Source organism: Streptomyces sp. SAI-127 (assembly GCF_029894425.1).
GTDB lineage: Bacteria > Actinomycetota > Actinomycetes > Streptomycetales > Streptomycetaceae > Streptomyces.
Genome location: NZ_JARXYJ010000001.1, coordinates 3,161,795 through 3,184,197, shown reverse-complemented (window position 1 = coordinate 3,184,197; position 22,403 = coordinate 3,161,795). Strand labels below are relative to the sequence as shown.

The window sequence follows — 22,403 nt, the reverse complement described above, 5'->3', positions numbered from 1 at the left end:
GCTACCGCCGGCCCGACAACTCGCACACGCACACAACGGGGAGAAGACGATGGGAATGTTCGACGACCCCAACTGGCCCGGACTGACGTTCAACCCGGCCAAGGGCGACCTGCACACGATCGAGTCACTGGCGTACGACGTGAAGACGGTCGGCGACGAGCTCGACGAGATGCGCGAGATGCTGGTGGGCATCGGCAAGACGGACGGCGTCTGGGACGGCGAGGCCGCCAAGAAGTTCCAGGAGAAGGTCGGCGAACTGCCCAAGTACCTTCAGCAGGGCCACGAGTCGATGAACGCCTGCTCCCGGGCGCTCAAGGGCTGGCACGACGAACTCGAGACCATGCAGCGCCAGGCCAAGAACCTCGAGGAGCGCGCGGTCGAGGCCCGCAAGCGGCTCGACCAGAAGAACGCCGACGTCGACAAGGTCAACGTCAAGATCGAGGGCGCGCAGTTCCAGCAGCTCACCGAGCAGCAGGCCAAGGCCCTGTCGGAGGAGGCGGACTCCGCCTCGCGAGCCGCCCAGGACGCCGCGACCGACCTCAAGCTCCTCATCGAGAACGGCGAGGCGCTGCGCAAGTACTGGGAAGAACAGGCCGCGAAGGCCGAGAAGGCCATCCGCGAGGCCGCGAACAACCGGCCGCCGGACATCAGCATCTGGGACAAGATCACGGATGGCCTGAAGGGTGCCTGGGACGGGTTCAAGAACTTCCTGATCGACAACGCGGACCTGTTCTCCACCATCTCCAGCGCGCTGGCAGCAGCCGCGATCGTCGTCAACGTCATTCCGGTCGGTGGCCAGGTCGCTTCCGCGATCCTGGGCGCGGGCGCCATCGCCTTCTCCGGGGCTGCCATGGCCGGCCACTGGATGGGCGGCGCCTCGCCCTTCAAGATCGGCATGGACGCGTTCGGCATGCTTCCCGGCATCGGCGCGGCCAAGGGCCTGTTCACCGGCATCAAGGCAGGAGCGAAGGGCGCCAAGCTCGCCGCCGGCCTCACCCAGGGCGGCAAGGGCCTGATGCAGGGCATCAAGAACGGTGTCATGTCGACGCAGATCAACAAGCGGATCCTGGGTCCGCTCGGCAAGGCCCTGCCCGAGTCGGAGGTCTGGAAGATCTCGCTTCCCACGAAGGCGGGCAGCGCCCTCTTCGGCACCGGAAAGCTCATCTTCGGCGGCGACGACGGTGGCAGCCAGCCCGCGGTGTCGACTCACCCGACTCCGGCGAACCCGGGCCAGCCCTCTCCGGTCCGGACGATGCCGTACCCCGCCACGGGTGACAAGTTCCTCCAGACCCTGGCGGCCTGAGCGAGATGACCGAAGTCACCACCGTCACGGCAGACCCCGAGGGCCGGCGCGGCGACCTCCACGTCGGCTGGATCATGCCGCCGTTCTTCCACGAGCTTCCCGTGGACGCTGAGGACGCCGACGAGGTCGGCGAACGGCTCGGCGAACTGGTCAGGACGATCCTCGCGGAGGGCAGCGAGGACGACCAGATCACGATGTTCGCCCTCTACTTCCAGATCACCGCCCAACTGGCGGAAGCGGGCGCCGAGTACGCCGGCTTCTGCCTCATGGACATGGACGGGCGCCAGAGCACCGCCACCGTCGCGGTCTACCGCATGTCGCTGGAGAAGATCACGGCCGGCGAGGCCCTGTCGGAGGCCTACTCCGCGCTTCGCCGGGCCTACCCCGACGACGACGTCCAGATCAGCACCCTGCCGTCGGGCAAGGGGGACAGCCAGGCCGTCGTGAGGATCGGCGGTGCGCCGTTCACGATCACCGCCGAGGCGTCCCCGACCGGCGAGCCGCTGGAAGTGCCCCGTGGCCAGATCCAGGTCTACATCCCCCTGCCCAACGACGCCGACATGCTGGTGTTCGAGCTCTCGACGCCTTCCATGGAGGACTGGGACCTCTACTCCGAGCTCTTCGCGACGATCGTCCGGACGCTGGACTGGGCCACGGAGGAGGAGGCCGAGATGGCCGCCGCGCTCTCGCACGCTCAGCCGGTCCCGGACGTGGCTCCCGATCCGGCCGTCGTCCAAGAGCTCTATGCCCACTCCAGCCGGGTCCTGGACGCCCTCGGCGTGCGCGGCCGGATGGACGAGGGCAACGCGGTGTCCGCGGTCACGTGTGTCGACTGCTGGTCCAAGGGGCTGAGGTCGGTGTGCACGGCACGCCACCACTGGCAGATCGACGGTGTCGAAGACGCGGAGCTCGCGGTCGCCATCGGACGGCTCGAAGGGACCTTCCAGGGGCAGGGCTGGTTCAAGTTGTCGGGCACACCGGGCCAGAGCGTGTCCCTGGCCGCCGACGGCGACTCGGGACACCGTGTCAACATCACGCTGATCTCCGGTCGGCAACGACTCGTCATCGAGGTGATCGCTCCCTGCACACGTATCGTGCGGGGCCCGGTCGACTCCGCCTTCGGATAGGGGCCGGCCCGAGGAGGCGGCCGCATCATGGACGACAACCCCAGTGATCTCCTGCCGGTCGGCGCGCACTCACTGTCCGCGGACCCGCGACTCGCCGATGCCGTACGGCAGATCGGCAGCACGCACGGCTACGACTACTTCGACGACGTGGCGGTCAGGAAGACCCTCTCCGAACACGAGGCCGCCCTACGACGGCTCGGGCGCGGAGGACTGGTCTGGTCCGGATCCCTGGCCACCGCCGTCGGAATCGTCTGGCTGGTATGGGCCGCGGCCGGCAAGCCGGACAACATGGCGGTGGCAGCCGCACCTCCGGCGGCTCTCCTGGTCCTGGCGCTCGCCGCCTTCGTCCAGGTCAACCTCCAGGGCAGGCGCAAGCTCCGCCACCCCTTCCTGGAGGGATACCGGCACGTCCTCGCGGCGGCGCAGGCGCACGGCGCCCCCGTGACCTTCGTGCCCGTGTGGCTGACGGGCCGCGGCGGTGGTCAACTCGAGGTGACCCCGCTGCCGTCGTACGCCACTCCGGCCGGGGCGCCGACCACCGGCGTACGAGCCACCCCGGTGGCGCCGCCGCCCAAGCCGGCCGAGGTCGAGGAGTACGAGCGGATCGCCGACCAGGGCGGCTGGCACGACGAGGCGGGCTGGATCCTCGTCGTCGCCGGAGCCGTCGGGGTGGGCTACGCCGTGGTCAAGGACCTGCCCGCGGCGTACGCGGCCGTACTGCTCATCCCCCTCGGTATCTGGACCTGGCTGGCCGGGCACCGCCTCGGCAGACGCCAGAGGGAACTGTCCGGCGAGGCCCTCCGTTACCTCGACGAGCTGACCAGGTCCCAGGCCGCGGGAGCACCCGTGCACGAGCTCTCGCCACCCTTGCGCAAGCTCCTGGACACACGGCTCTGACAGGCAGTACGCATACGGCGGTGGCGGCACCCTCCCCGGGCGCCGCCACCGCCGTACCCGCAACCGCTCAGCCCCTCAACCGACCCGCGCCCCCGCCGCCTTGGCCCGCTCCCGCGCCTCGGCGCTGACGCCGCGTTTGCGGGCCGACATCCGGTCGTCCACCGCCGTACGCTGAGCGACTCCGAACAGCCGTCGCGGTCCTGGTACGGCGACGACGCCCAGAAAGCGCGGGTCGCCCGCGAACCAGACCTCGCCGATCTCGCCCGACCGGACCCTGCGGACCCAGAAGGTGTATCCGCTGCCCAGGAAGCTGCCGTGGCCCTCCGCGGTCCCGATCTTCCCCTTCGCGTCGCTGTCGAGGGCCCGCGCCCGCTGCTGGTAGCCGTCCAGCGCCTTCTGCCAGTCGGCCAGCGCGGTTGCTGCCCTCGTGATGGACGAGTGGGCGTTCTTCAGGTTCGTCGGCAGTGCGCCGTCGAGCTGCTCGCGGAAGGCGACCGCCGCGTCCCCCTCCCAGTCGCCGCCCGAGCGCAGGTTCTCGATCATCTTGTGGGCGTCGGAGCACTTCGCGCCTTCCCGTGCCGCCGCCTTGCGGAAGCCCTCTTCGAGGGCGTGGTCGACCTCGTCGTAGTTGGCCTTGCTCTGGCCCACGCTGTCCGCGAACTTCTTCCGCATCCACAACAAAGAGGGGCGGCCCGCAGACACGGCCGCCCCTCCACCGGAACAGGATCAGCTCTCCGGCAGGTATCCCGTCTGGACGAGCTGGCCGCTCGTCCGGCGCGAGATGAACTGACCGCGGCCCGGAGGCATCGGCGCGGCCTTGATGTTGTTGAACACCGGGCCCTCCGACGGGTCACCGGACAGCACGATGCCCTGTGCGCCGAGCTCCTTGATCCGGGTGAGGACCGGCTCGAAGGAGGAGCGCGAGGCGCCGGAGGTGGTGCGGGCCAGGATGATGCGCAGACCCAGGTCGCGCGCGAACGGCAGGTACTCCAGAAGGACCGACATCGGGTTGCCCATCGACGTGGCGACGAGGTCGTAGTCGTCGATGAAGATGAACGCGTCCGGCTCGTTGTACCAGGAGCGGTTGCGCAGCTGGTCCGGCGTCACGTCCGGGCCCGGCATACGGCGGCTCATCGAGCCGGCCAGTGACTCCATGACCTCCTGGAGCTGCGGACCCGAGGCGCAGTACTTGTACATGTGGCTCTCGGGCACCTGGCCGAGCAGCGCGCGCCGGAAGTCCGAGACCACGAACAGCGCCTTGTTGGTCGCGTACCGCTCCGAGACCTGCTTGGCGATGAACCGCAGCAGCGAGGACTTGCCGGACTCGCTCTCGCCGTAGATGACGAACAGCGGGTCGGTCTCGAAGTCCACGAAGACCGGCGAGAGGGTGAGCTCGTCGACGCCGACCGCGATACCGCGGCTGCCGAAGTCGCCGCCGCCGGGCAGCTCGGACGCGTGCAGCATCGTCGGCAGCATCCGCACCTTCGGTGCCGCCGGGCCCTGCCAGGCGTTGTTGACGCTCTGGACGAGGTGCGCCATGCCGTCGGCGAGGTCCTCCACCGCGGTCGACCCGTCGATCCGGGGCGTGGCGGCGAGGTAGTCCAGCTTGTCCGGGGACAGACCGCGGCCGGGCTTGCCCATCGGCACGTTCTCGGCCCGCTTGCGGTCGAACTCCGACTCCATCGCGTCACCGAGCCGCAGTTCGAGGCGGCTGAGGATCTGGTCGCGCAGCGCGGGCCGCATCTCGGTGTACCGGGTCGCGGTGATGATCAGGTGGATACCGAAGCCGAGACCACGGGTGGCGATGTCCGCGATGACCGGGTCGAGCATCTCGTAGTCGTTCTTGAACGTCGCCCAGCCGTCGATGATCAGGAAGACGTCACCCCACTGCTGGTCGGGGTAGTGACCCTGCGCCCGGCGGTTTCGGAAGGTGCCCATGGAGTCGATGCTCTTGGAGCGGAAGAACTCCTCACGGGCGTTGAGGATGCCGTGCACCTCCGCGACCGTACGGCGGACCTTCTCCTGGTCCAGACGGGAGGCCGCGCCGCCCATGTGGGCCAGGTTCTCCAGCGCGAGCATGCCGCCGCCGCCGAAGTCGAGGGCGTAGAACTGCACTTCGGCGGGGGTGTGGGTGAGCGCGAACGAGGTGACCATCGTGCGCACGAGCGTCGACTTGCCGGACTGCGGGCCACCCACGATCAGCGCGTGACCGGCGGACCCCGACAGGTCCGCGTACATCACGTCACGGCGCTGCTCGAAGGGCTTGTCGACCAGGCCGACCGGGACGATCAGCTTGCTCTGGGCGTGGTAGCCCTCGGCGTGCAGACCGCGCTCCGCGCTGATGTTGAGGGCCGGCAGCACCTGGTCGAGGCTGAACGGCTCGTCCAGCGGCGGCAGCCACACCTGGTGGGCGGGCGGGCCCTGACCGTCCAGGCGGCTGACGATGACGTCGAGGACGGTGTCGGCGAGCGCGTCGTCGACCTGGTTGCTCCGGGTCTCCGGCTCCGGCTCGGTGAGGATCCGCACCGGTACCGGCGCGGCGGTGAACAGCACGGGGGAGCGGTCGATCCGGCCGCCGCCCTGGGCCATCGGCCCGTTCGGCCGGTAGGTACCCGACACGTAGGCGGCCTTGAACTGCACCATCGTCTCGGTGTCGTACTTGAGGATGCCCGCACCGGGGACGTTCGGCAGGTGGTAGGCGTCGGGCACACCGATCGCCGTACGGGACTCCGCCGCGGAGAAGGTGCGCAGACCGATGCGGTACGACAGGAAGGTGTCCAGGCCGCGCAGCTTGCCCTCTTCGAGGCGCTGCGAGGCGAGCAGCATGTGCACACCCAGCGAACGGCCGATACGGCCGATCTGGATGAACATCTCGATGAAGTCGGGCTTGGCGGCGAGCAGTTCGCTGAACTCGTCGATGATCAGGACGAGCGAGGGCAGCGGGTCGAGCGCGGCACCGGCGGCGCGCGCCTTCTCGTAGTCGGTGATGTTGGCGTAGTTGCCGGCCTGCCGCAGGAGTTCCTGGCGGCGGGTCAGCTCACCGGTGATGGAGTCACGCATCCGGTCCACGAGCGTGAGCTCGTCGGCCAGGTTGGTGATGACCGCGGAGACGTGCGGCATGTTGCCCATGCCGGTGAAGGTGGCACCACCCTTGAAGTCCGCGAGCACGAAGTTGAGCGTCTCGGACGAGTGCGTCACCGCGAGGCCGAGGACCAGGGTGCGCAGCAGCTCCGACTTGCCGGAACCGGTGGCGCCGACGCACAGGCCGTGCGGGCCCATGCCCTCCTGCGAGGCCTCCTTGAGGTCCAGCATGACCGGTTCGCCGCTCTCGCCGAGACCGATCGGCACGCGCAGCCGCTCGTGCAGGGTGCGCGGCCGCCAGGTGCGCGAGACGTCCACGCTCGCCGCGTCACCGATCTGCATCAGGTCGGTGAAGTCCAGGTTCGCCAGCAGCGGTTCGTCCGCGTCGGCGGCACCGAGCCGCAGCGGCGCCAACTGACGGCCCAGCGACTCCGCCTGCGCCTGCGACAGCACGTCGGGGACACCGGTGAAGACACCCGTGCCCGCCTCCAGCTCCATGGCGTCGGGCCACACCCGCACCGACAGCGAGCCACGCGCCTCGTCGAGTTCGCCGGGCACCACCTCGACGATGGTCACGCCCTGCAGCCCCTCCGCCGAGGCGAGGACCGAGTCGGCGGGAACACCGCCGCCGTCGAGTACGACGACCACGTGCGGCTGGTCGAGCACCGGGGAGCCGTCCCGGCTCCAGCGGGGGCGGCCCTCCAGCTGGTGGGCGATCATCTCCTCCAGCTCGCCGAGGTCGTAGCAGAGCAGACGGCGGCTGCCGGCGCCGTCGGACTCCTTGTGCTGCATGTGCGGAAGCCACTTGGTCCACTCCCAGTCCACTGCCGCACCCGGCGAGGCCACGACCGCGATCACCACGTCCTCGGGCGAGTGCAGCGAGGCCAGTTGACCGACGACCGACCGGGTCTGGCCGTAGACCGTCTCCGCGTCCCCGGAGATCGTCACGTGGTAGAAGGAGCGCAGCCCGATGGCCAGCGGGAGTTCACCGAGCGTGCCGTAACTCGCGATGAACTGCTGCATCGCGTGCGCGGTCAGCGGCTCCAGTTCGTCCACCGGGGCGGTGTCGGGCGCGACCAGCGGCGTCGCCAACTGCTGCGGGCCCAGGCCGATCCGGACCTGGACGAAGTCCGGGTCCATGGCCCGCCGCTCCCACAGCCGCGATCCCTCGGCGACCAGCGCCCACAGCTGCTCCGGCGCCGGGTGCAGGTAGTACTGGGCGTCGCGCTGCTTGTGCACCGTGCGGCGGACCTCACGGCGCTTCTGCGCCAGGTACTTGAGGTAGTCGCGCCGGGCCTCGGCCATCTGACCGGACGGTCCCTTCCGGGCCCGCACGATCTGGGCGACCAGCATGGCGACCGTGGACACCAGCATGAGGCCGCCCATGATCTTCATGAAGCCCTGGGCGCCGGGCATGAAGAAGAACGCCGCCGACGAACCCATGCCCAGCATGGGCAGCAGGTTCATCAGGAGGCTGTCGTCCTCGGTGCGAGGGAGTTCGGGAGGTGACTCGAGCTTGACCTCCTCATTCGGCACCTCCGGCGGGAGTACCCGCGGCGGGCGCTTGACGATGACGACGCTCACCGATCCACCAGTCCTTCACGCAATCGCAATGTCGAACCGCCCCCGTCGTGACGGCCCCCGTATGTTCGTCAACTCATGGGGCTTTGCCAACACATGAGCCGGGCGTTGATCCTACTGTTCTGCGGGCCCCTTGAGCCGGGAGGGGATGGGGAGAAGCCGCAAGAGGACGGTAGGGTGACGCTCCAAACGAAGCGCGGAGCGGGAATCGCCCTGGCAAACCGCGACGAATCACCGAGTACTGGACTAGGGGGAACCGTCAGGTGAGTACGGTTTCAGCAACCGGATTCTGCCGGGTCACGGTGGCGGCACCGAACAGCCGGATCGATGTGGCACTTCCCGAGGACGTGCCGCTCTCTGACGTATACCCGGAGATCCTGCGGCTGTCGGGACAGACGCCCGAAGAGGCCGCGCCCACCGGGTACAACCTCGTACGCAGGGACGGCTCCGTCCTCGACGACGGCCGCTCGCTCTCCGAACAGCAGATACGCGATGGCGAATTGCTGCTCCTGCGGCCGTTCGCGGACTCCCTGCCGCCCGCCGTCTTCGACGACGTCGTCGACGCCGTGGCCGCCGTCGTCGAGGCCGACCGGCGCAGCTGGAACGACGGCATGATGCGCGTCGTCGGCCTGACCGCCGGTGCGCTGCTGCTGACGATGATGGCGCTGGCCCTGTGGTTCTCGGAGCCGCTGCGCCACGACATGCACGGACTGCCGGGCGTCATCGTCGGAGTCACCGGTGTCGTCCTCGTCGCGCTCGCCTCCGTCCGCGCCCGGGTCTACGACGACCACCACGCGGCCGTGGCCCTCGGCCTCGCCTCGCTGCCGCACCTGATGGTCGGCGGTTCCGGCATCATGGCCCTCGACGCGGGTGAGGGCCCCGGACGGCTGAACCTCCTCGTCGGCTTCGCCGTCGTCCTCGTCGCCGCGGTGCTGCTCGTCCTGATGCTGCCCCAGAAGGACGCGCCCTTCATCGCCGCCGCGTTCGGCGCCGGTGTCGGCGTCCTCGCCACCTTCGCCGCGATCGTCTCCGAGGCCGAGCCGCGTGAGACCGCCGCCGTCACCGCCGTCGTCATGGTCGCCGTCATCGGCTTCCTGCCCGGCTGGTCCGCCCGCTTCTCCCGGCTGCCCATCGGCTTCCGCTCGCCCGACCAGATCGCCAAGCGCGGCCGCGCCGAGGACCAGCAGGAGCAGGAGCCGGTCGACTACCAGCTCATCACCGACCAGGCCCGCCGCGGCCACGAGCTGTTGCTCGGCCTCGTCGGCGGCTCCGCGGTCACCGGTGTCGCCTCCGCTGGTGTGGTGCTCGGCTTCTCCAGCAGCGGCTGGGCCCAGCTGCTGTCGCTGGCGGCCGGCCTCGCCATGCTGATGCGGGCCCGGCTCTTCCTGTACACGTCCCAGGTCGTGACCCTGATGATCTCGGGCATCATCACCGTCAGCCTGCTGGTCCTCGGCCTCGCCCTGAACCCGCCGGCCGACATCATCAAGGACCTCATCTACGACCACAACAGCGCCCCGCTGGACATCCGCACCGTCTGGCTGTCCGCCGCGGTGGCCCTGGGTGCCACGCTCCTGGTGGCCATCGCCCTGATCGTGCCGCGCAAGGGCGTGACCCCCTTCTGGGGCCGGATGCTCGACCTGAGCGAGGGCGCGGTGCTCCTCTCCCTCATCCCGCTGTGCCTCGCGGTCCTCGACCTGTACGCGGCGGCCCGCGGCATGACCAGCTGACCGTCCGCACACCTCGCGGCGGCTGTCACCCACACGGTGGCAGCCGCCGCGTCATGTGTACGACGCGGGCGGGGGTCCGGGGCACTGCCGCAGGGCTGATACGCTGGCTGACGGCCGTTTGTGTACGCACCCCCGGAGCTCACCGCTCTGGAGGCCGCGCCCAGCGGATCCCCGCCTCCCGAGTTACGGAAGCTCCCCTGAGAAGTGGACCAGGGGCACTCGGTGGCTACCCAAGAGACTACGAGGAGTACGCGTGTCGCTCGACGCCGCTACGAAGAAGCAGATCATCACTGAGTTCGGTACCAAGGAGGGCGACACCGGCTCCCCCGAGGTCCAGGTCGCGATGCTCTCGCGCCGTATCTCGGACCTGACCGAGCACCTCAAGACCCACAAGCACGACCACCACTCCCGTCGTGGTCTGCTGATCCTGGTCGGTCAGCGCCGTCGCCTTCTCCAGTACCTGGCGAAGAAGGACATCCAGCGCTTCCGTGCGCTGGTCGACCGCCTCGGCATCCGCCGCGGTGCGGCGGGCGCCAAGTAGGACGCCGTGAAGGGAGCGGTTCCCGAAACGATCGGGGACCGCTCCCTTTGCCGTACGTGCTCGACGTACGTGCGGAAACGTGCGCAGTGTCACACCCACTTTGTAGTGTGGTAGCACAACGCAGTAACACGAGGAGAAGTGCACCTCGCCGCCGCCGGTCCTCGGTAGTGGCCCCCGGGACTTGCGAACCCGGGTGCTTCGATCGAAGACCGGCCCGCACCAGATGGAGCGCTTCTCCGCTCACGTCCCCCCGCCACACGGGCGGATCGGGACAAAAGACGCAACGCAGACGATAAGTAACGGAGAAAACGCTAGTGGAGAACGAGACCCACTACGCCGAGGCCGTCATCGACAACGGCTCCTTCGGCACCCGCACCATCCGCTTCGAGACGGGCCGCCTGGCCAAGCAGGCCGCCGGCTCCGCCGTGGCGTACCTGGACGACGACACCATGGTGCTGTCGGCCACCACCGCCTCCAAGAACCCCAAGGACCAGCTCGACTTCTTCCCCCTGACGGTGGACGTCGAGGAGCGGATGTACGCCGCCGGCAAGATCCCCGGCAGCTTCTTCCGCCGTGAGGGCCGCCCCTCCGAGGACGCCATCCTCACCTGCCGCCTGATCGACCGCCCGCTGCGCCCCTCCTTCAAGAAGGGCCTGCGCAACGAGATCCAGGTCGTCGCCACGATCATGGCGCTCAACCCCGACCACCTGTACGACGTGGTGGCGATCAACGCCGCCTCCGCGTCCACGCAGCTGGCCGGTCTGCCCTTCTCCGGCCCGATCGGCGGCGTCCGCGTCGCGCTGATCAACGGCCAGTGGGTGGCCTTCCCGACGCACTCCGAGCTCGAGGACGCCGTCTTCGACATGGTCGTCGCGGGCCGCACCCTGGAGGACGGCGACGTCGCGATCATGATGGTCGAGGCCGAGGCCACCGAGAAGACCATCCAGCTGGTCAAGGGCGGCGCCGAGGCTCCGACCGAGGAGGTCGTCGCCGCCGGTCTGGAAGCCGCGAAGCCCTTCATCAAGGTGCTCTGCAAGGCCCAGGCCGACCTCGCGTCGAAGGCCGCCAAGCCCACCGGCGAGTTCCCGATCTTCCACGACTACCAGGACGACATCCTGGAGGCGCTGTCCGCCGCCGTCCGCCCGGAGCTCGCCTCCGCGCTGACCATCGCGGGCAAGCAGGAGCGCGAGGCCGAGCTGGACCGCGTCAAGGCGCTCGCCGCCGAGAAGCTCCTGCCGGAGTTCGAGGGTCGCGAGAAGGAGATCTCCGCCGCGTACCGCTCCCTGACCAAGCAGCTCGTCCGCGAGCGCGTGATCAAGGAGAAGAAGCGCATCGACGGCCGTGGCGTGACGGACATCCGTACGCTCGCCGCCGAGGTCGAGGCCATCCCGCGCGTGCACGGCTCCGCGGTGTTCGAGCGTGGCGAGACCCAGATCCTGGGCGTCACCACCCTCAACATGCTCCGCATGGAGCAGCAGCTGGACACCCTCTCCCCGGTGACCCGCAAGCGCTACATGCACAACTACAACTTCCCGCCGTACTCCACCGGCGAGACCGGCCGCGTCGGCTCCCCGAAGCGTCGCGAGATCGGCCACGGCGCCCTCGCCGAGCGCGCCCTGGTCCCGGTCCTGCCGACCCGCGAGGAGTTCCCCTACGCGATCCGCCAGGTCTCCGAGGCGCTGAGCTCCAACGGCTCGACGTCCATGGGCTCGGTCTGCGCCTCCACCATGTCGCTGCTGAACGCCGGTGTGCCGCTGAAGGCCCCCGTCGCCGGTATCGCCATGGGTCTGATCTCGCAGGACATCGAAGGCGAGACGCACTACGTCACCCTCACCGACATCCTCGGTGCGGAGGACGCCTTCGGTGACATGGACTTCAAGGTCGCCGGCACCAAGGAGTTCGTCACCGCCCTCCAGCTCGACACCAAGCTGGACGGCATCCCCGCCTCCGTCCTGGCCGCCGCTCTCAAGCAGGCCCGTGACGCCCGCCTCCACATCCTCGACGTGATGATGGAAGCGATCGACACGCCGGACGAGATGTCCCCCAACGCCCCGCGGATCATCACCGTCAAGATCCCCGTGGACAAGATCGGCGAGGTCATCGGCCCCAAGGGCAAGATGATCAACCAGATCCAGGAGGACACCGGCGCCGACATCACGATCGAGGACGACGGCACGATCTACATCGGCGCGGTCGACGGTCCCTCCGCCGAGGCCGCCCGCACCACGATCAACTCGATCGCCAACCCGACCATGCCGGAGGTCGGCGAGCGCTACCTGGGCACGGTCGTCAAGACGACCACCTTCGGTGCGTTCGTCTCGCTGCTCCCGGGCAAGGACGGTCTGCTGCACATCTCGCAGATCCGCAAGCTCGCCGGCGGCAAGCGCGTGGAGAACGTCGAGGACGTGCTCGGTGTGGGCGCCAAGGTCCAGGTCGAGATCGCCGAGATCGACTCCCGCGGCAAGCTCTCCCTGATCCCCGTGATCGAGGGCGAAGGCGACGATGAGAAGAAGGACGACACCGACCAGTGACGTCGAGTAGCTCCACGGCGACGGCCCGCACCTCCTCGGAGGCGCGGGCCGTCGCCCGTACCCAAACCCTGATCAAGGGCACCAACGGCATCGGCACCGTACGCAAGACCACCCTCCCCGGCGGCCTGCGCATCGTCACCGAAACCCTGCCGTCGGTCCGCTCCGCGACCTTCGGCATCTGGGCGCACGTCGGCTCCCGCGACGAGACGCCGTCCCTGAACGGCGCCACGCACTACCTGGAGCACCTCCTCTTCAAGGGCACCACCCGTCGTAGTGCGCTGGACATCTCCTCCGCCATCGACGCGGTCGGCGGCGAGATGAACGCCTTCACGGCGAAGGAGTACACGTGCTACTACGCGCGCGTGCTCGACGCCGACCTGCCGCTGGCCATAGACGTCGTCTGCGACATGCTGACGGGCTCGCTCATCCTCGAAGAGGACGTCAACGTCGAGCGCGGCGCGATCCTCGAAGAGATCGCCATGACCGAGGACGACCCGGGCGACTGCGTGCACGACCTGTTCGCGCGCACCATGTTCGGCGACAACCCCCTCGGCCGTCCGGTCCTCGGCACGGTGGACACCGTCAACGCCCTCACCGCCGACCGCATCCGCCGCTTCTACAAGAAGCACTACGACCCGACGCATCTCGTGGTCGCGGCCGCCGGCAACGTCGACCACAACAAGGTCGTACGACAGGTCCGTGCCGCCTTCGAGAAGGCCGGCGCCCTGAAGGGCCCCGACGCCATGCCCATCGCCCCGCGCGACGGCCGGCGCGCCCTGCGCACCGCGGGCCGCGTCGAGCTGATCGGCCGCAAGACCGAGCAGGCCCACGTCGTCCTCGGCATGCCCGGCCTGCCCCGCACGGACGAGCGCCGCTGGGCCCTCGGCGTGCTCAACACCGCCCTCGGCGGCGGCATGTCCTCGCGCCTCTTCCAGGAGGTCAGGGAGAAGCGCGGACTGGCGTACAGCGTCTACTCGTACACCTCCGGCTTCGCCGACTGCGGCCTGTTCGGCGTGTATGCCGGCTGCCGGCCCTCGCAGGTGCACGACGTGCTGAAGATCTGCCGCGACGAACTCGACCAGGTCGCCGAACACGGCCTGTCGGACGACGAGATCGGCCGCGCCATCGGGCAGCTCAGGGGCTCCACGGTCCTGGGCCTGGAGGACACCGGCGCGCTGATGAACCGCATCGGCAAGAGCGAGCTGTGCTGGGGCGAGCAGATGTCCGTCGACGACATGCTGGCCCGGATAGCGTCGGTCACCCCGGACGACGTGCGTACGGTCGCTCGCGAGATCCTGGGACAGCGTCCGTCCCTGTCGGTCATCGGCCCGCTGAAGGACAAGCAGGCGGCCCGACTGCACGAGGCCGTCGCCTAATCCACCCCGGTTGCATCGGTTAGGAAGCAAGAAGATGAGCAAGCTGCGCGTGGCGGTCCTCGGGGCCAAGGGCCGGATCGGCGCCGAGGCGGTCAAGGCCGTCGAGGCCGCCGAGGACATGGAGCTGGTGGCCGCCCTCGGCCGGGGCGACAAACTGGAGACACTGGCCGAGACCGGCGCGCAGGTCGCCGTCGAACTGACCACGCCGGCCTCGGTGATGGACAACCTCGAGTACTGCGTCGGCCACGGCATCCACGCCGTGGTCGGTACGACGGGCTGGACCGACGAGCGCCTCGCGCAGCTGAAGGGCTGGCTGGACGCCTCCCCGCAGACGGGCGTCCTCATTGCGCCCAACTTCTCCATCGGGGCCGTCCTGACGATGAAGTTCGCGCAGATCGCCGCGCCCTACTTCGAGTCCGTCGAGGTCGTCGAGCTCCACCACCCCAAGAAGGTCGACGCCCCGTCCGGCACCGCCACCCGCACGGCCCAGCTCATCGCCGAGGCCCGGCGCGCGGCGGGCACGGCCCCGGCGCCGGACGCCACGGAGACGGCCCTGGACGGGGCGCGCGGCGCGGACGTCGACGGGGTCCCCGTGCACGCCGTCCGTCTGCGCGGGCTGCTCGCCCACCAGGAGGTCCTGCTCGGCGGGGAGGGCGAAACCCTGACGGTCCGCCACGACTCCCTCCACCACAGCAGCTTCATGCCGGGCATCCTGCTCGGCGCCCGCCGAGTGGTCACGACCCCGGGCCTGACCTTCGGCCTGGAGCACTTCCTGGACCTGGGCTGATGCGCGCCAAGCTGTCCTACGCCCTCACGGCCGCCGTCCTGGTCTTCTACTTCGTCCTGGTCGGCAGCCGCGGCGTCATGCTGATCCAGTCCGGCACCCTCGTCACCGTCACCTTCGGCGTAGCGGTGCTGATCCTGCCGGTGATCGGCGTGTGGTTCCTGTGGAAGAACACCCAGTTCGTCCGCAGGGCCAACGCTCTCGCCGCGGAGCTCGACGCAGAGGGCGGCCTGCCCGTCGACGAGCTTCAGCGCACGCCCGGCGGCCGGATCGACCGTGACTCGGCCGACGAGGTCTTCGCCAAGCGCAGGGCCGAGACGGAGGCGGCTCCCGACGACTGGCGCAGCTGGTTCCGTCTCGCCGTCGCCTACCACGACGCCCGCGACACGCCCCGGGCGCGCAAGGCGATGCAGCGCGCGATAGCACTGCACGACGGCAGGCCCGTCCAGCAGCTCTGAAGCCCCGGCATGGCGAAGGGGGCCGGTCCTGGCGCGGACCGGCCCCCTTCGCCATGCATATCCCTGTCGGGCTCAGGCCCGCCCGTACTCCGCGGCCCAGGCCTCCACCGCGTCCGCGGCCCGCTCGAACGCCTGGCCGCGCGCGAGGAAGTCCGCGTTGTGCGTGGTCAGCAGCGGCGACACGTCCTGCGGCGCCTGGCCCTGTCGTACGAGGGTCAGGGCCTGCCCCTGGACCGTGCGCGGCAGTCCGAGCCAGCGCACCGGCTGCTGTGCCGTCCGCACGGCGACGACCTGCTCCCAGGACACCGTACGAGTGAGGAGGAAGCCCACCCGGCGCACCCCGCGAGCGCTGACCCACACACCCATGCGCAGCAGCCGCAGCGCGCCGACGATGACGAGCGCCGCGATGCCGAACACCACACCGGCCTCGGACGGCGAGTCCGTCAGCGCGATGATCACCGCCGCGAACAGCACGTACGAGGCGAGCAGCAGCAGGATCGCGGCCACGCCCACCCGCCACGGACCCGGCCGGTAGGGCCGGCGCCAGTGGTCACGGTTGTCGAACGGCAGCGCGACGTCGTCCGTCGTCTCGAATGCGCGGTCGGCCGTCAGGAAGGGCAGGGGCACGGCGGGTCCTCACTCGATCCATGCGGTGGGCTGTGCCCGGTGAGGCTATCCGCCGGTATCCCTGTCGGCCACCTCAGGGGGTCCATGGGGGTAGCTCCCACGCCATTCCGGCGAGGGGAGAGTCAGTGCCCCTGAGAGGCCTGCGACTGCTGGTTCTGTGCGGGCGCCTGATCCTGTGACAGCGCCGGCATCCCGAGGACCAGGGATCCCACGAGTCCGGCGACGATGGTGAGTCCCGTCAACCAGCGTCCGGCCATCTCACCGGCGGACACCTTCTGGCAGGGTGGAGGGGTGACATTGCTGCGGAACCTGTCGGCTTCGGCGAGAAATGCGAACGGTACGGGCTCGCGCCGACGCAACAGCATGGGGGTACTTCTCCCTTCGGGGATCGAACGAATCGCTGCTGTCTGTACAGACGAGCGGTTGCCGCAAAAGGTGCCCGGTTTCGCCGACTTAACTCGGTCACGATAGTGAAAGTCCCGTTTGGCGGGTCGTAGAGTGGCGTCGCCATACGACGAGCTGGGAAGGACCCCCCGAACCGTGAGCCCCACCCCCGACGACGATTTCAAGATCGAGCTGCGCAACGACGTCACTGTCGAACTGGTCAAGCACAGCGCGGCCGACTCCGACGTGCTGTTCGCCGCCAGGGTGTCGACCGTCGGAGAGCAGTCCCTGGAAGAGCTGAGCAAGGACCCGGAGCGCTCCAAGGGCCTGATCAACTACCTCATGCGGGACCGGCACGGCAGCCCGTTCGAGCACAACTCCATGACCTTCTTCATCAACGCCCCGATCCTCGTCTTCCGCGAGTTCATGCGGCACCGCGTGGGGTGGTCCTACAACGAGGAGTCCGGCCGCTACCGGGAGCTCCAGCCCGTCTTCTACGTCCCCGGCCCCGACCGCAAGCTCGTCCAGCAGGGCCGCCCGGGCAAGTACGTCTTCGTCGAGGGCACACCCGAGCAGCACGAGTCCGTCGGCAGCGCCATGGAGGAGTCGTACCGCCAGGCGTACCGCGCCTACCAGGAGATGCTCGCGCAGGGCGTCGCCCGCGAGGTCGCCCGCTCGGTCCTCCCCGTCGGCCTGTTCTCCTCGATGTACGCCACCTGCAACGCCCGCTCGCTCATGCACTTCCTCGGTCTGCGCACCCAGCACGAGCAGGCGACGGTGCCGTCCTTCCCGCAGCGGGAGATCGAGATGGTCGGCGAGAAGATGGAGGCGGAGTGGGCGAAGCTCATGCCCCTCACCTACGCCGCCTTCAATGCGAACGGCCGTGTGGCACCGTAACGGACGCCTGTTTCCCCGCGAAGCACAGATGTGCGGGCCCTCCCGGCGAAGTGTCCGTATTGCGGCATTTGGAGAAGTTCACTTAGCCTGATCAAACGGACCCGGCACTGCTTGAACCCCCGAGCAGGCAGTGCCGGGCTCCGCATTTGTCACCACTTGTCGCGTCCCCCTAGGGCAGACCCCACCTTGAGCAACGAGTAGCGTGTTACCCATGGCTCCGACCTCCACTCCGCAGACCCCCTTCGGGCGGGTCCTCACCGCCATGGTCACGCCGTTCACGGCGGACGGCGCACTCGACCTCGACGGCGCACAGCGGCTCGCCACCCACCTGGTGGACGCAGGCAACGACGGCCTGATCATCAACGGCACCACCGGCGAGTCCCCCACCACCAGTGACGCGGAGAAATCGGACCTGGTACGAGCCGTACTGGAGGCGGTCGGCGACCGCGCCCACGTCGTCGCCGGCGTCGGCACCAACGACACCCACCACAGCATCGAGCTGGCACGGGCCGCCGAGAACGTGGGCGCGCACGGCCTCCTGATCGTGACGCCGTACTACAACAAGCCTCCGCAGGAGGGCCTGTACCGGCACTTCAAGGCCGTCGCCGACGCCGCAGAGCTGCCCGTGATGCTCTACGACATCCCGGGCCGCAGCGGTGTCCCGATCAGCACGGAGACGCTGGTCCGGCTCGCCGAGCACCCACGGATCGTCGCCAACAAGGACGCCAAGGGCGACCTCGGCCGCGCCAGCTGGGCCATCGCCCGCTCCGGCCTCGCCTGGTACTCCGGCGACGACATGCTGAACCTCCCGCTGCTCTCCGTCGGCGCGGTCGGCTTCGTCTCGGTCGTCGGCCATGTGGTCACCCCGGACCTGCGCGCCCTGGTCGAGGCGTTCGTCTCCGGCGACGTCCAGAAGGCCACCGAGATCCACCAGAAGCTGCTCCCCGTGTACACCGGCATGTTCCGCACCCAGGGCGTGATGACGACCAAGGCAGCGCTCGCCCTCCAGGGCCTGCCCGCCGGGCCGCTGCGCGCCCCCATGGTGGAGCTTTCCGCCGACGAGATCGGGCAGCTCAAGATCGATCTTGCCGCCGGCGGGGTACAGCTCTAGCACCAGACTTCGCGCGCCCGGCGCGCAACCGGACTCAACAACTGAATACGCGGGCCACCGGTGCCCGCACCACAACGACAACTGCTACACGCACCAACGTCACGCACGCCATGTGCCCCACCGGTACGTGGCGTGTGTGGTGAGGAGAGTCTTTTGAGTCATCCGCATCCTGAACTGGCCCCGCCCCCGCCGCTTCTCGAAGGCGCCCTGCGGGTCACCCCACTCGGTGGTCTCGGCGAAATCGGCCGAAACATGACGGTCTTCGAATACGGCGGCCGTCTGCTGATCGTCGACTGCGGGGTGCTCTTCCCGGAGGAGGAACAACCCGGAATCGACCTGATCCTGCCGGACTTCTCGTCCATCAGGGACCGCCTCGACGACATCGAGGGCATCGTCCTCACACATGGCCACGAGGACCACATCGGTGGCGTCCCGTTCCTCCTCCGCGAGAAGCCGGACATCCCACTGATCGGCTCCAAGCTGACCCTCGCGCTCATCGAGGCCAAGCTCCAGGAGCACCGCATCCGCCCCTACACCCTCGAGGTTGCGGAGGGTCACCGCGAGCGCATCGGTCCCTTCGACTGCGAGTTCGTCGCGGTCAACCACTCCATCCCCGACGCCCTGGCGGTCGCCATCCGTACGCCCGCCGGCATGGTGGTCCACACGGGCGACTTCAAGATGGACCAGCTCCCGCTGGACGGCCGTCTCACGGACCTGCACGCGTTCGCGCGGTTGAGCGAGGAAGGCATCGACCTCCTTCTCTCCGACTCCACGAACGCCGAGGTCCCGGGCTTCGTCCCGCCGGAGAAGGACATCTCGAACGTCCTGCGGCAGGTCTTCGGCAACGCCCGCAAGCGCATCATCGTGGCGAGCTTCGCCAGCCACATCCACCGCATCCAGCAGATCCTGGACGCGGCCCACGAGTACGGCCGCCGGGTCGCCTTCGTCGGCCGCTCGATGGTCCGCAACATGGGCATCGCGCGCGACCTCGGCTATCTGAAGGTCCCCCCGGGCCTGGTGGTCGACGTCAAGACGCTCGACGACCTGCCGGACCACGAGGTGGTCCTGGTCTGCACGGGCTCCCAGGGCGAACCGATGGCCGCCCTGTCCCGCATGGCCAACCGTGACCACCAGATCCGGATCGTCAACGGCGACACGGTGATCCTCGCGTCCTCGCTGATCCCCGGGAACGAGAACGCGGTCTACCGCGTGATCAACGGCCTGACCCGATGGGGCGCCAACGTCGTCCACAAGGGCAACGCCAAGGTGCATGTCTCGGGCCACGCGTCCGCTGGCGAGCTCCTGTACTTCTACAACATCTGCCGGCCGAAGAACCTGATGCCGGTCCACGGCGAATGGCGGCACCTGCGCGCCAACGCCGAGTTGGGCGCCCTGACCGGCGTCCCGCACGACCGGATCGTCATCGCCGAGGACGGTGTGGTCGTCGACCTCGTGGAGGGCAAGGCGAAGATCTCGGGCAAGGTCCAGGCGGGATACGTCTACGTCGACGGCCTCTCGGTCGGCGATGTCGGCGAGCCGGCCCTCAAGGACCGCAAGATCCTCGGCGACGAGGGCATCATCTCGGTCTTCCTGGTGGTGGACTCGTCCACCGGCAAGATCACGGGGGGCCCGCACATCCAGGCCCGCGGCTCCGGCATCGACGACTCGGCGTTCAGCGACGTGATCCCGAGGATCACGGAGGTCCTGGAGCGCTCGGCACAGGACGGCGTGGTCGAACCCCACCAGCTGCAACAGCTGGTGCGGCGGACCCTGGGCAAGTGGGTCTCCGACACCTATCGCCGCAGGCCGATGATCCTCCCTGTGGTGGTGGAGGTCTGACGGACCGTCGGACACTCGCCTGAGTGAACCAGGAGCGGGGCGCCTCGATTTGCATCGAGGCGCCCCGCTCCAGTACGTTTACGGCTCCGCCCGAGGGGGAACCCGGCAGCTTCGTGCTCCGGAGCCAACCTCCGGGGGCGGGAATTCCGACTCAGAACTTCTGATAAAGTCGGAGCCGCCGGAAAGGGAAACGCGAGAGCGGGAACCTGGAAAGCACCGAGGAAATCGGAACCGGAAACGGTCTGATAGAGTCGGAAACGCAAGACCGAAGGGAAAAGCCCGGAGGAAAGCCCGAGAGGGTGAGTACAAAGGAAGCGTCCGTTCCTTGAGAACTCAACAGCGTGCCAAAAATCAACGCCAGATATGTTGATACCCCGTCTCCAGCATCTGCTGGGGCGAGGTTCCTTTGAAAAAACACAGCGAGGACGCTGTGAGCGACCGCCTTATTCCGGTGGTCGCTCCGCTCTCGTGTGTGTCGACCGGATTACCGGTAAACATTCACGGAGAGTTTGATCCTGGCTCAGGACGAACGCTGGCGGCGTGCTTAACACATGCAAGTCGAACGATGAACCACTTCGGTGGGGATTAGTGGCGAACGGGTGAGTAACACGTGGGCAATCTGCCCTTCACTCTGGGACAAGCCCTGGAAACGGGGTCTAATACCGGATACCACTACCGCAGGCATCTGTGGTGGTTGAAAGCTCCGGCGGTGAAGGATGAGCCCGCGGCCTATCAGCTTGTTGGTGAGGTAATGGCTCACCAAGGCGACGACGGGTAGCCGGCCTGAGAGGGCGACCGGCCACACTGGGACTGAGACACGGCCCAGACTCCTACGGGAGGCAGCAGTGGGGAATATTGCACAATGGGCGAAAGCCTGATGCAGCGACGCCGCGTGAGGGATGACGGCCTTCGGGTTGTAAACCTCTTTCAGCAGGGAAGAAGCGAAAGTGACGGTACCTGCAGAAGAAGCGCCGGCTAACTACGTGCCAGCAGCCGCGGTAATACGTAGGGCGCAAGCGTTGTCCGGAATTATTGGGCGTAAAGAGCTCGTAGGCGGCTTGTCACGTCGGGTGTGAAAGCCCGGGGCTTAACCCCGGGTCTGCATTCGATACGGGCTAGCTAGAGTGTGGTAGGGGAGATCGGAATTCCTGGTGTAGCGGTGAAATGCGCAGATATCAGGAGGAACACCGGTGGCGAAGGCGGATCTCTGGGCCATTACTGACGCTGAGGAGCGAAAGCGTGGGGAGCGAACAGGATTAGATACCCTGGTAGTCCACGCCGTAAACGGTGGGAACTAGGTGTTGGCGACATTCCACGTCGTCGGTGCCGCAGCTAACGCATTAAGTTCCCCGCCTGGGGAGTACGGCCGCAAGGCTAAAACTCAAAGGAATTGACGGGGGCCCGCACAAGCAGCGGAGCATGTGGCTTAATTCGACGCAACGCGAAGAACCTTACCAAGGCTTGACATACGCCGGAAAGCATCAGAGATGGTGCCCCCCTTGTGGTCGGTGTACAGGTGGTGCATGGCTGTCGTCAGCTCGTGTCGTGAGATGTTGGGTTAAGTCCCGCAACGAGCGCAACCCTTGTCCTGTGTTGCCAGCATGCCCTTCGGGGTGATGGGGACTCACAGGAGACCGCCGGGGTCAACTCGGAGGAAGGTGGGGACGACGTCAAGTCATCATGCCCCTTATGTCTTGGGCTGCACACGTGCTACAATGGCAGGTACAATGAGCTGCGATACCGTGAGGTGGAGCGAATCTCAAAAAGCCTGTCTCAGTTCGGATTGGGGTCTGCAACTCGACCCCATGAAGTCGGAGTTGCTAGTAATCGCAGATCAGCATTGCTGCGGTGAATACGTTCCCGGGCCTTGTACACACCGCCCGTCACGTCACGAAAGTCGGTAACACCCGAAGCCGGTGGCCCAACCCCTTGTGGGAGGGAGCTGTCGAAGGTGGGACTGGCGATTGGGACGAAGTCGTAACAAGGTAGCCGTACCGGAAGGTGCGGCTGGATCACCTCCTTTCTAAGGAGCACTTCTCACCGATCCCCTCGGGGTGAGGTCAGAGGCCACTACGCAGGCACACGTTCTGCGGTGGTTGCTCATGGGTGGAACGTTGATTATTCGGCACTTTCAGTCAT

The 22,403-nt window shown here is 68.1% G+C and carries 16 protein-coding genes and 1 rRNA gene; 13 read left to right on the top strand and 4 right to left on the bottom strand.

All coding sequences use genetic code 11. The features are described 5' to 3' along the window. Positions 1-49 precede the first annotated feature (49 nt). The 3 genes from M2157_RS14380 to M2157_RS14370 are packed head-to-tail and all read left to right on the top strand — an operon-like array spanning position 50 to position 3,327. Entirely contained in the window at positions 50-1,303 is a 1,254-nt protein-coding gene (locus M2157_RS14380) for a putative T7SS-secreted protein (protein ID WP_280865426.1), read from the top strand. A 5-nt stretch (positions 1,304-1,308) separates the two neighbouring features. After that, positions 1,309-2,430: a hypothetical protein gene (locus tag M2157_RS14375; protein ID WP_280865425.1), complete on the top strand. Its 1,122-nt coding sequence runs from the start codon at positions 1,309-1,311 to the stop codon at positions 2,428-2,430. Between the two features lie 27 nt (positions 2,431-2,457). After that, positions 2,458-3,327 (top strand): hypothetical protein, encoded by an 870-nt coding sequence (locus M2157_RS14370; RefSeq protein WP_280865424.1) that lies wholly within the window; start codon positions 2,458-2,460, stop codon positions 3,325-3,327. Between the two features lie 75 nt (positions 3,328-3,402). Here the strand turns inward: M2157_RS14370 and M2157_RS14365 are convergent, their stop codons facing one another. After that, entirely contained in the window at positions 3,403-3,999 is a 597-nt protein-coding gene (locus M2157_RS14365; RefSeq protein ID WP_280865423.1) for a hypothetical protein, read from the bottom strand. 54 nt (positions 4,000-4,053) lie between these two features. Then, a complete protein-coding gene (gene eccCa / locus M2157_RS14360) occupies positions 4,054-7,992 on the bottom strand; it encodes a type VII secretion protein EccCa (RefSeq protein WP_280862257.1) in 3,939 nt (1,312 codons plus the stop codon). Between the two features lie 260 nt (positions 7,993-8,252). On the opposite strand from eccCa, the gene eccD reads away from it, so the two are divergent. The 6 genes from eccD (at position 8,253) to M2157_RS14330 (ending at position 15,406) form a co-directional block, all read left to right on the top strand. After that, the gene (gene eccD / locus M2157_RS14355; protein ID WP_280865422.1) at positions 8,253-9,716 is read left to right on the top strand and encodes a type VII secretion integral membrane protein EccD; all 1,464 of its coding nucleotides are present in this window, start codon (positions 8,253-8,255) and stop codon (positions 9,714-9,716) included. Between the two features lie 253 nt (positions 9,717-9,969). Next, positions 9,970-10,257, top strand: a complete 288-nt coding sequence (rpsO, locus tag M2157_RS14350; protein WP_005479656.1) for a 30S ribosomal protein S15 — start codon at positions 9,970-9,972, stop codon at positions 10,255-10,257. A gap of 314 nt (positions 10,258-10,571) precedes the next feature. Then, a complete protein-coding gene (locus tag M2157_RS14345; protein WP_280862255.1) occupies positions 10,572-12,788 on the top strand; it encodes a polyribonucleotide nucleotidyltransferase in 2,217 nt (738 codons plus the stop codon). Beyond that, positions 12,785-14,164: a pitrilysin family protein gene (locus M2157_RS14340; RefSeq protein ID WP_280862254.1), complete on the top strand. Its 1,380-nt coding sequence runs from the start codon at positions 12,785-12,787 to the stop codon at positions 14,162-14,164. The genes M2157_RS14345 and M2157_RS14340 overlap by 4 nt, the downstream gene beginning before the upstream one ends. 34 nt (positions 14,165-14,198) lie before the next feature. Next, complete coding sequence (dapB, locus tag M2157_RS14335; protein ID WP_280862253.1) at positions 14,199-14,951, top strand: 4-hydroxy-tetrahydrodipicolinate reductase; 753 nt, start codon at positions 14,199-14,201, stop codon at positions 14,949-14,951. Beyond that, the gene (locus tag M2157_RS14330) at positions 14,951-15,406 is read left to right on the top strand and encodes a hypothetical protein (RefSeq protein ID WP_280862252.1); all 456 of its coding nucleotides are present in this window, start codon (positions 14,951-14,953) and stop codon (positions 15,404-15,406) included. Before dapB ends, M2157_RS14330 begins: the two co-directional genes overlap by 1 nt. Positions 15,407-15,478: 72 nt before the next feature. On the opposite strand, the gene M2157_RS14325 is transcribed toward M2157_RS14330, so the two are convergent. Both M2157_RS14325 and M2157_RS14320 read right to left on the bottom strand, forming a co-directional pair. Beyond that, the gene (locus M2157_RS14325) at positions 15,479-16,033 is read right to left on the bottom strand and encodes a hypothetical protein (RefSeq protein WP_280862251.1); all 555 of its coding nucleotides are present in this window, start codon (positions 16,031-16,033) and stop codon (positions 15,479-15,481) included. Between the two features lie 122 nt (positions 16,034-16,155). Further along, positions 16,156-16,395, bottom strand: a complete 240-nt coding sequence (locus tag M2157_RS14320; protein WP_280868202.1) for a hypothetical protein — start codon at positions 16,393-16,395, stop codon at positions 16,156-16,158. A gap of 178 nt (positions 16,396-16,573) precedes the next feature. On the opposite strand from M2157_RS14320, the gene thyX reads away from it, so the two are divergent. From thyX to M2157_RS14300, 4 genes are all read left to right on the top strand, one after another. After that, on the top strand, positions 16,574-17,314 hold the full coding sequence (gene thyX / locus M2157_RS14315; RefSeq protein WP_280862250.1) for an FAD-dependent thymidylate synthase: 741 nt from the start codon (positions 16,574-16,576) through the stop codon (positions 17,312-17,314). Between the two features lie 211 nt (positions 17,315-17,525). Further along, entirely contained in the window at positions 17,526-18,425 is a 900-nt protein-coding gene (dapA, locus tag M2157_RS14310) for a 4-hydroxy-tetrahydrodipicolinate synthase (RefSeq protein ID WP_280862249.1), read from the top strand. A gap of 153 nt (positions 18,426-18,578) precedes the next feature. After that, complete coding sequence (locus tag M2157_RS14305) at positions 18,579-20,264, top strand: ribonuclease J (protein ID WP_280862248.1); 1,686 nt, start codon at positions 18,579-18,581, stop codon at positions 20,262-20,264. A 497-nt stretch (positions 20,265-20,761) separates the two neighbouring features. After that, positions 20,762-22,287, top strand: a 16S ribosomal RNA gene (locus M2157_RS14300). Positions 22,288-22,403: the final 116 nt, after the last annotated feature.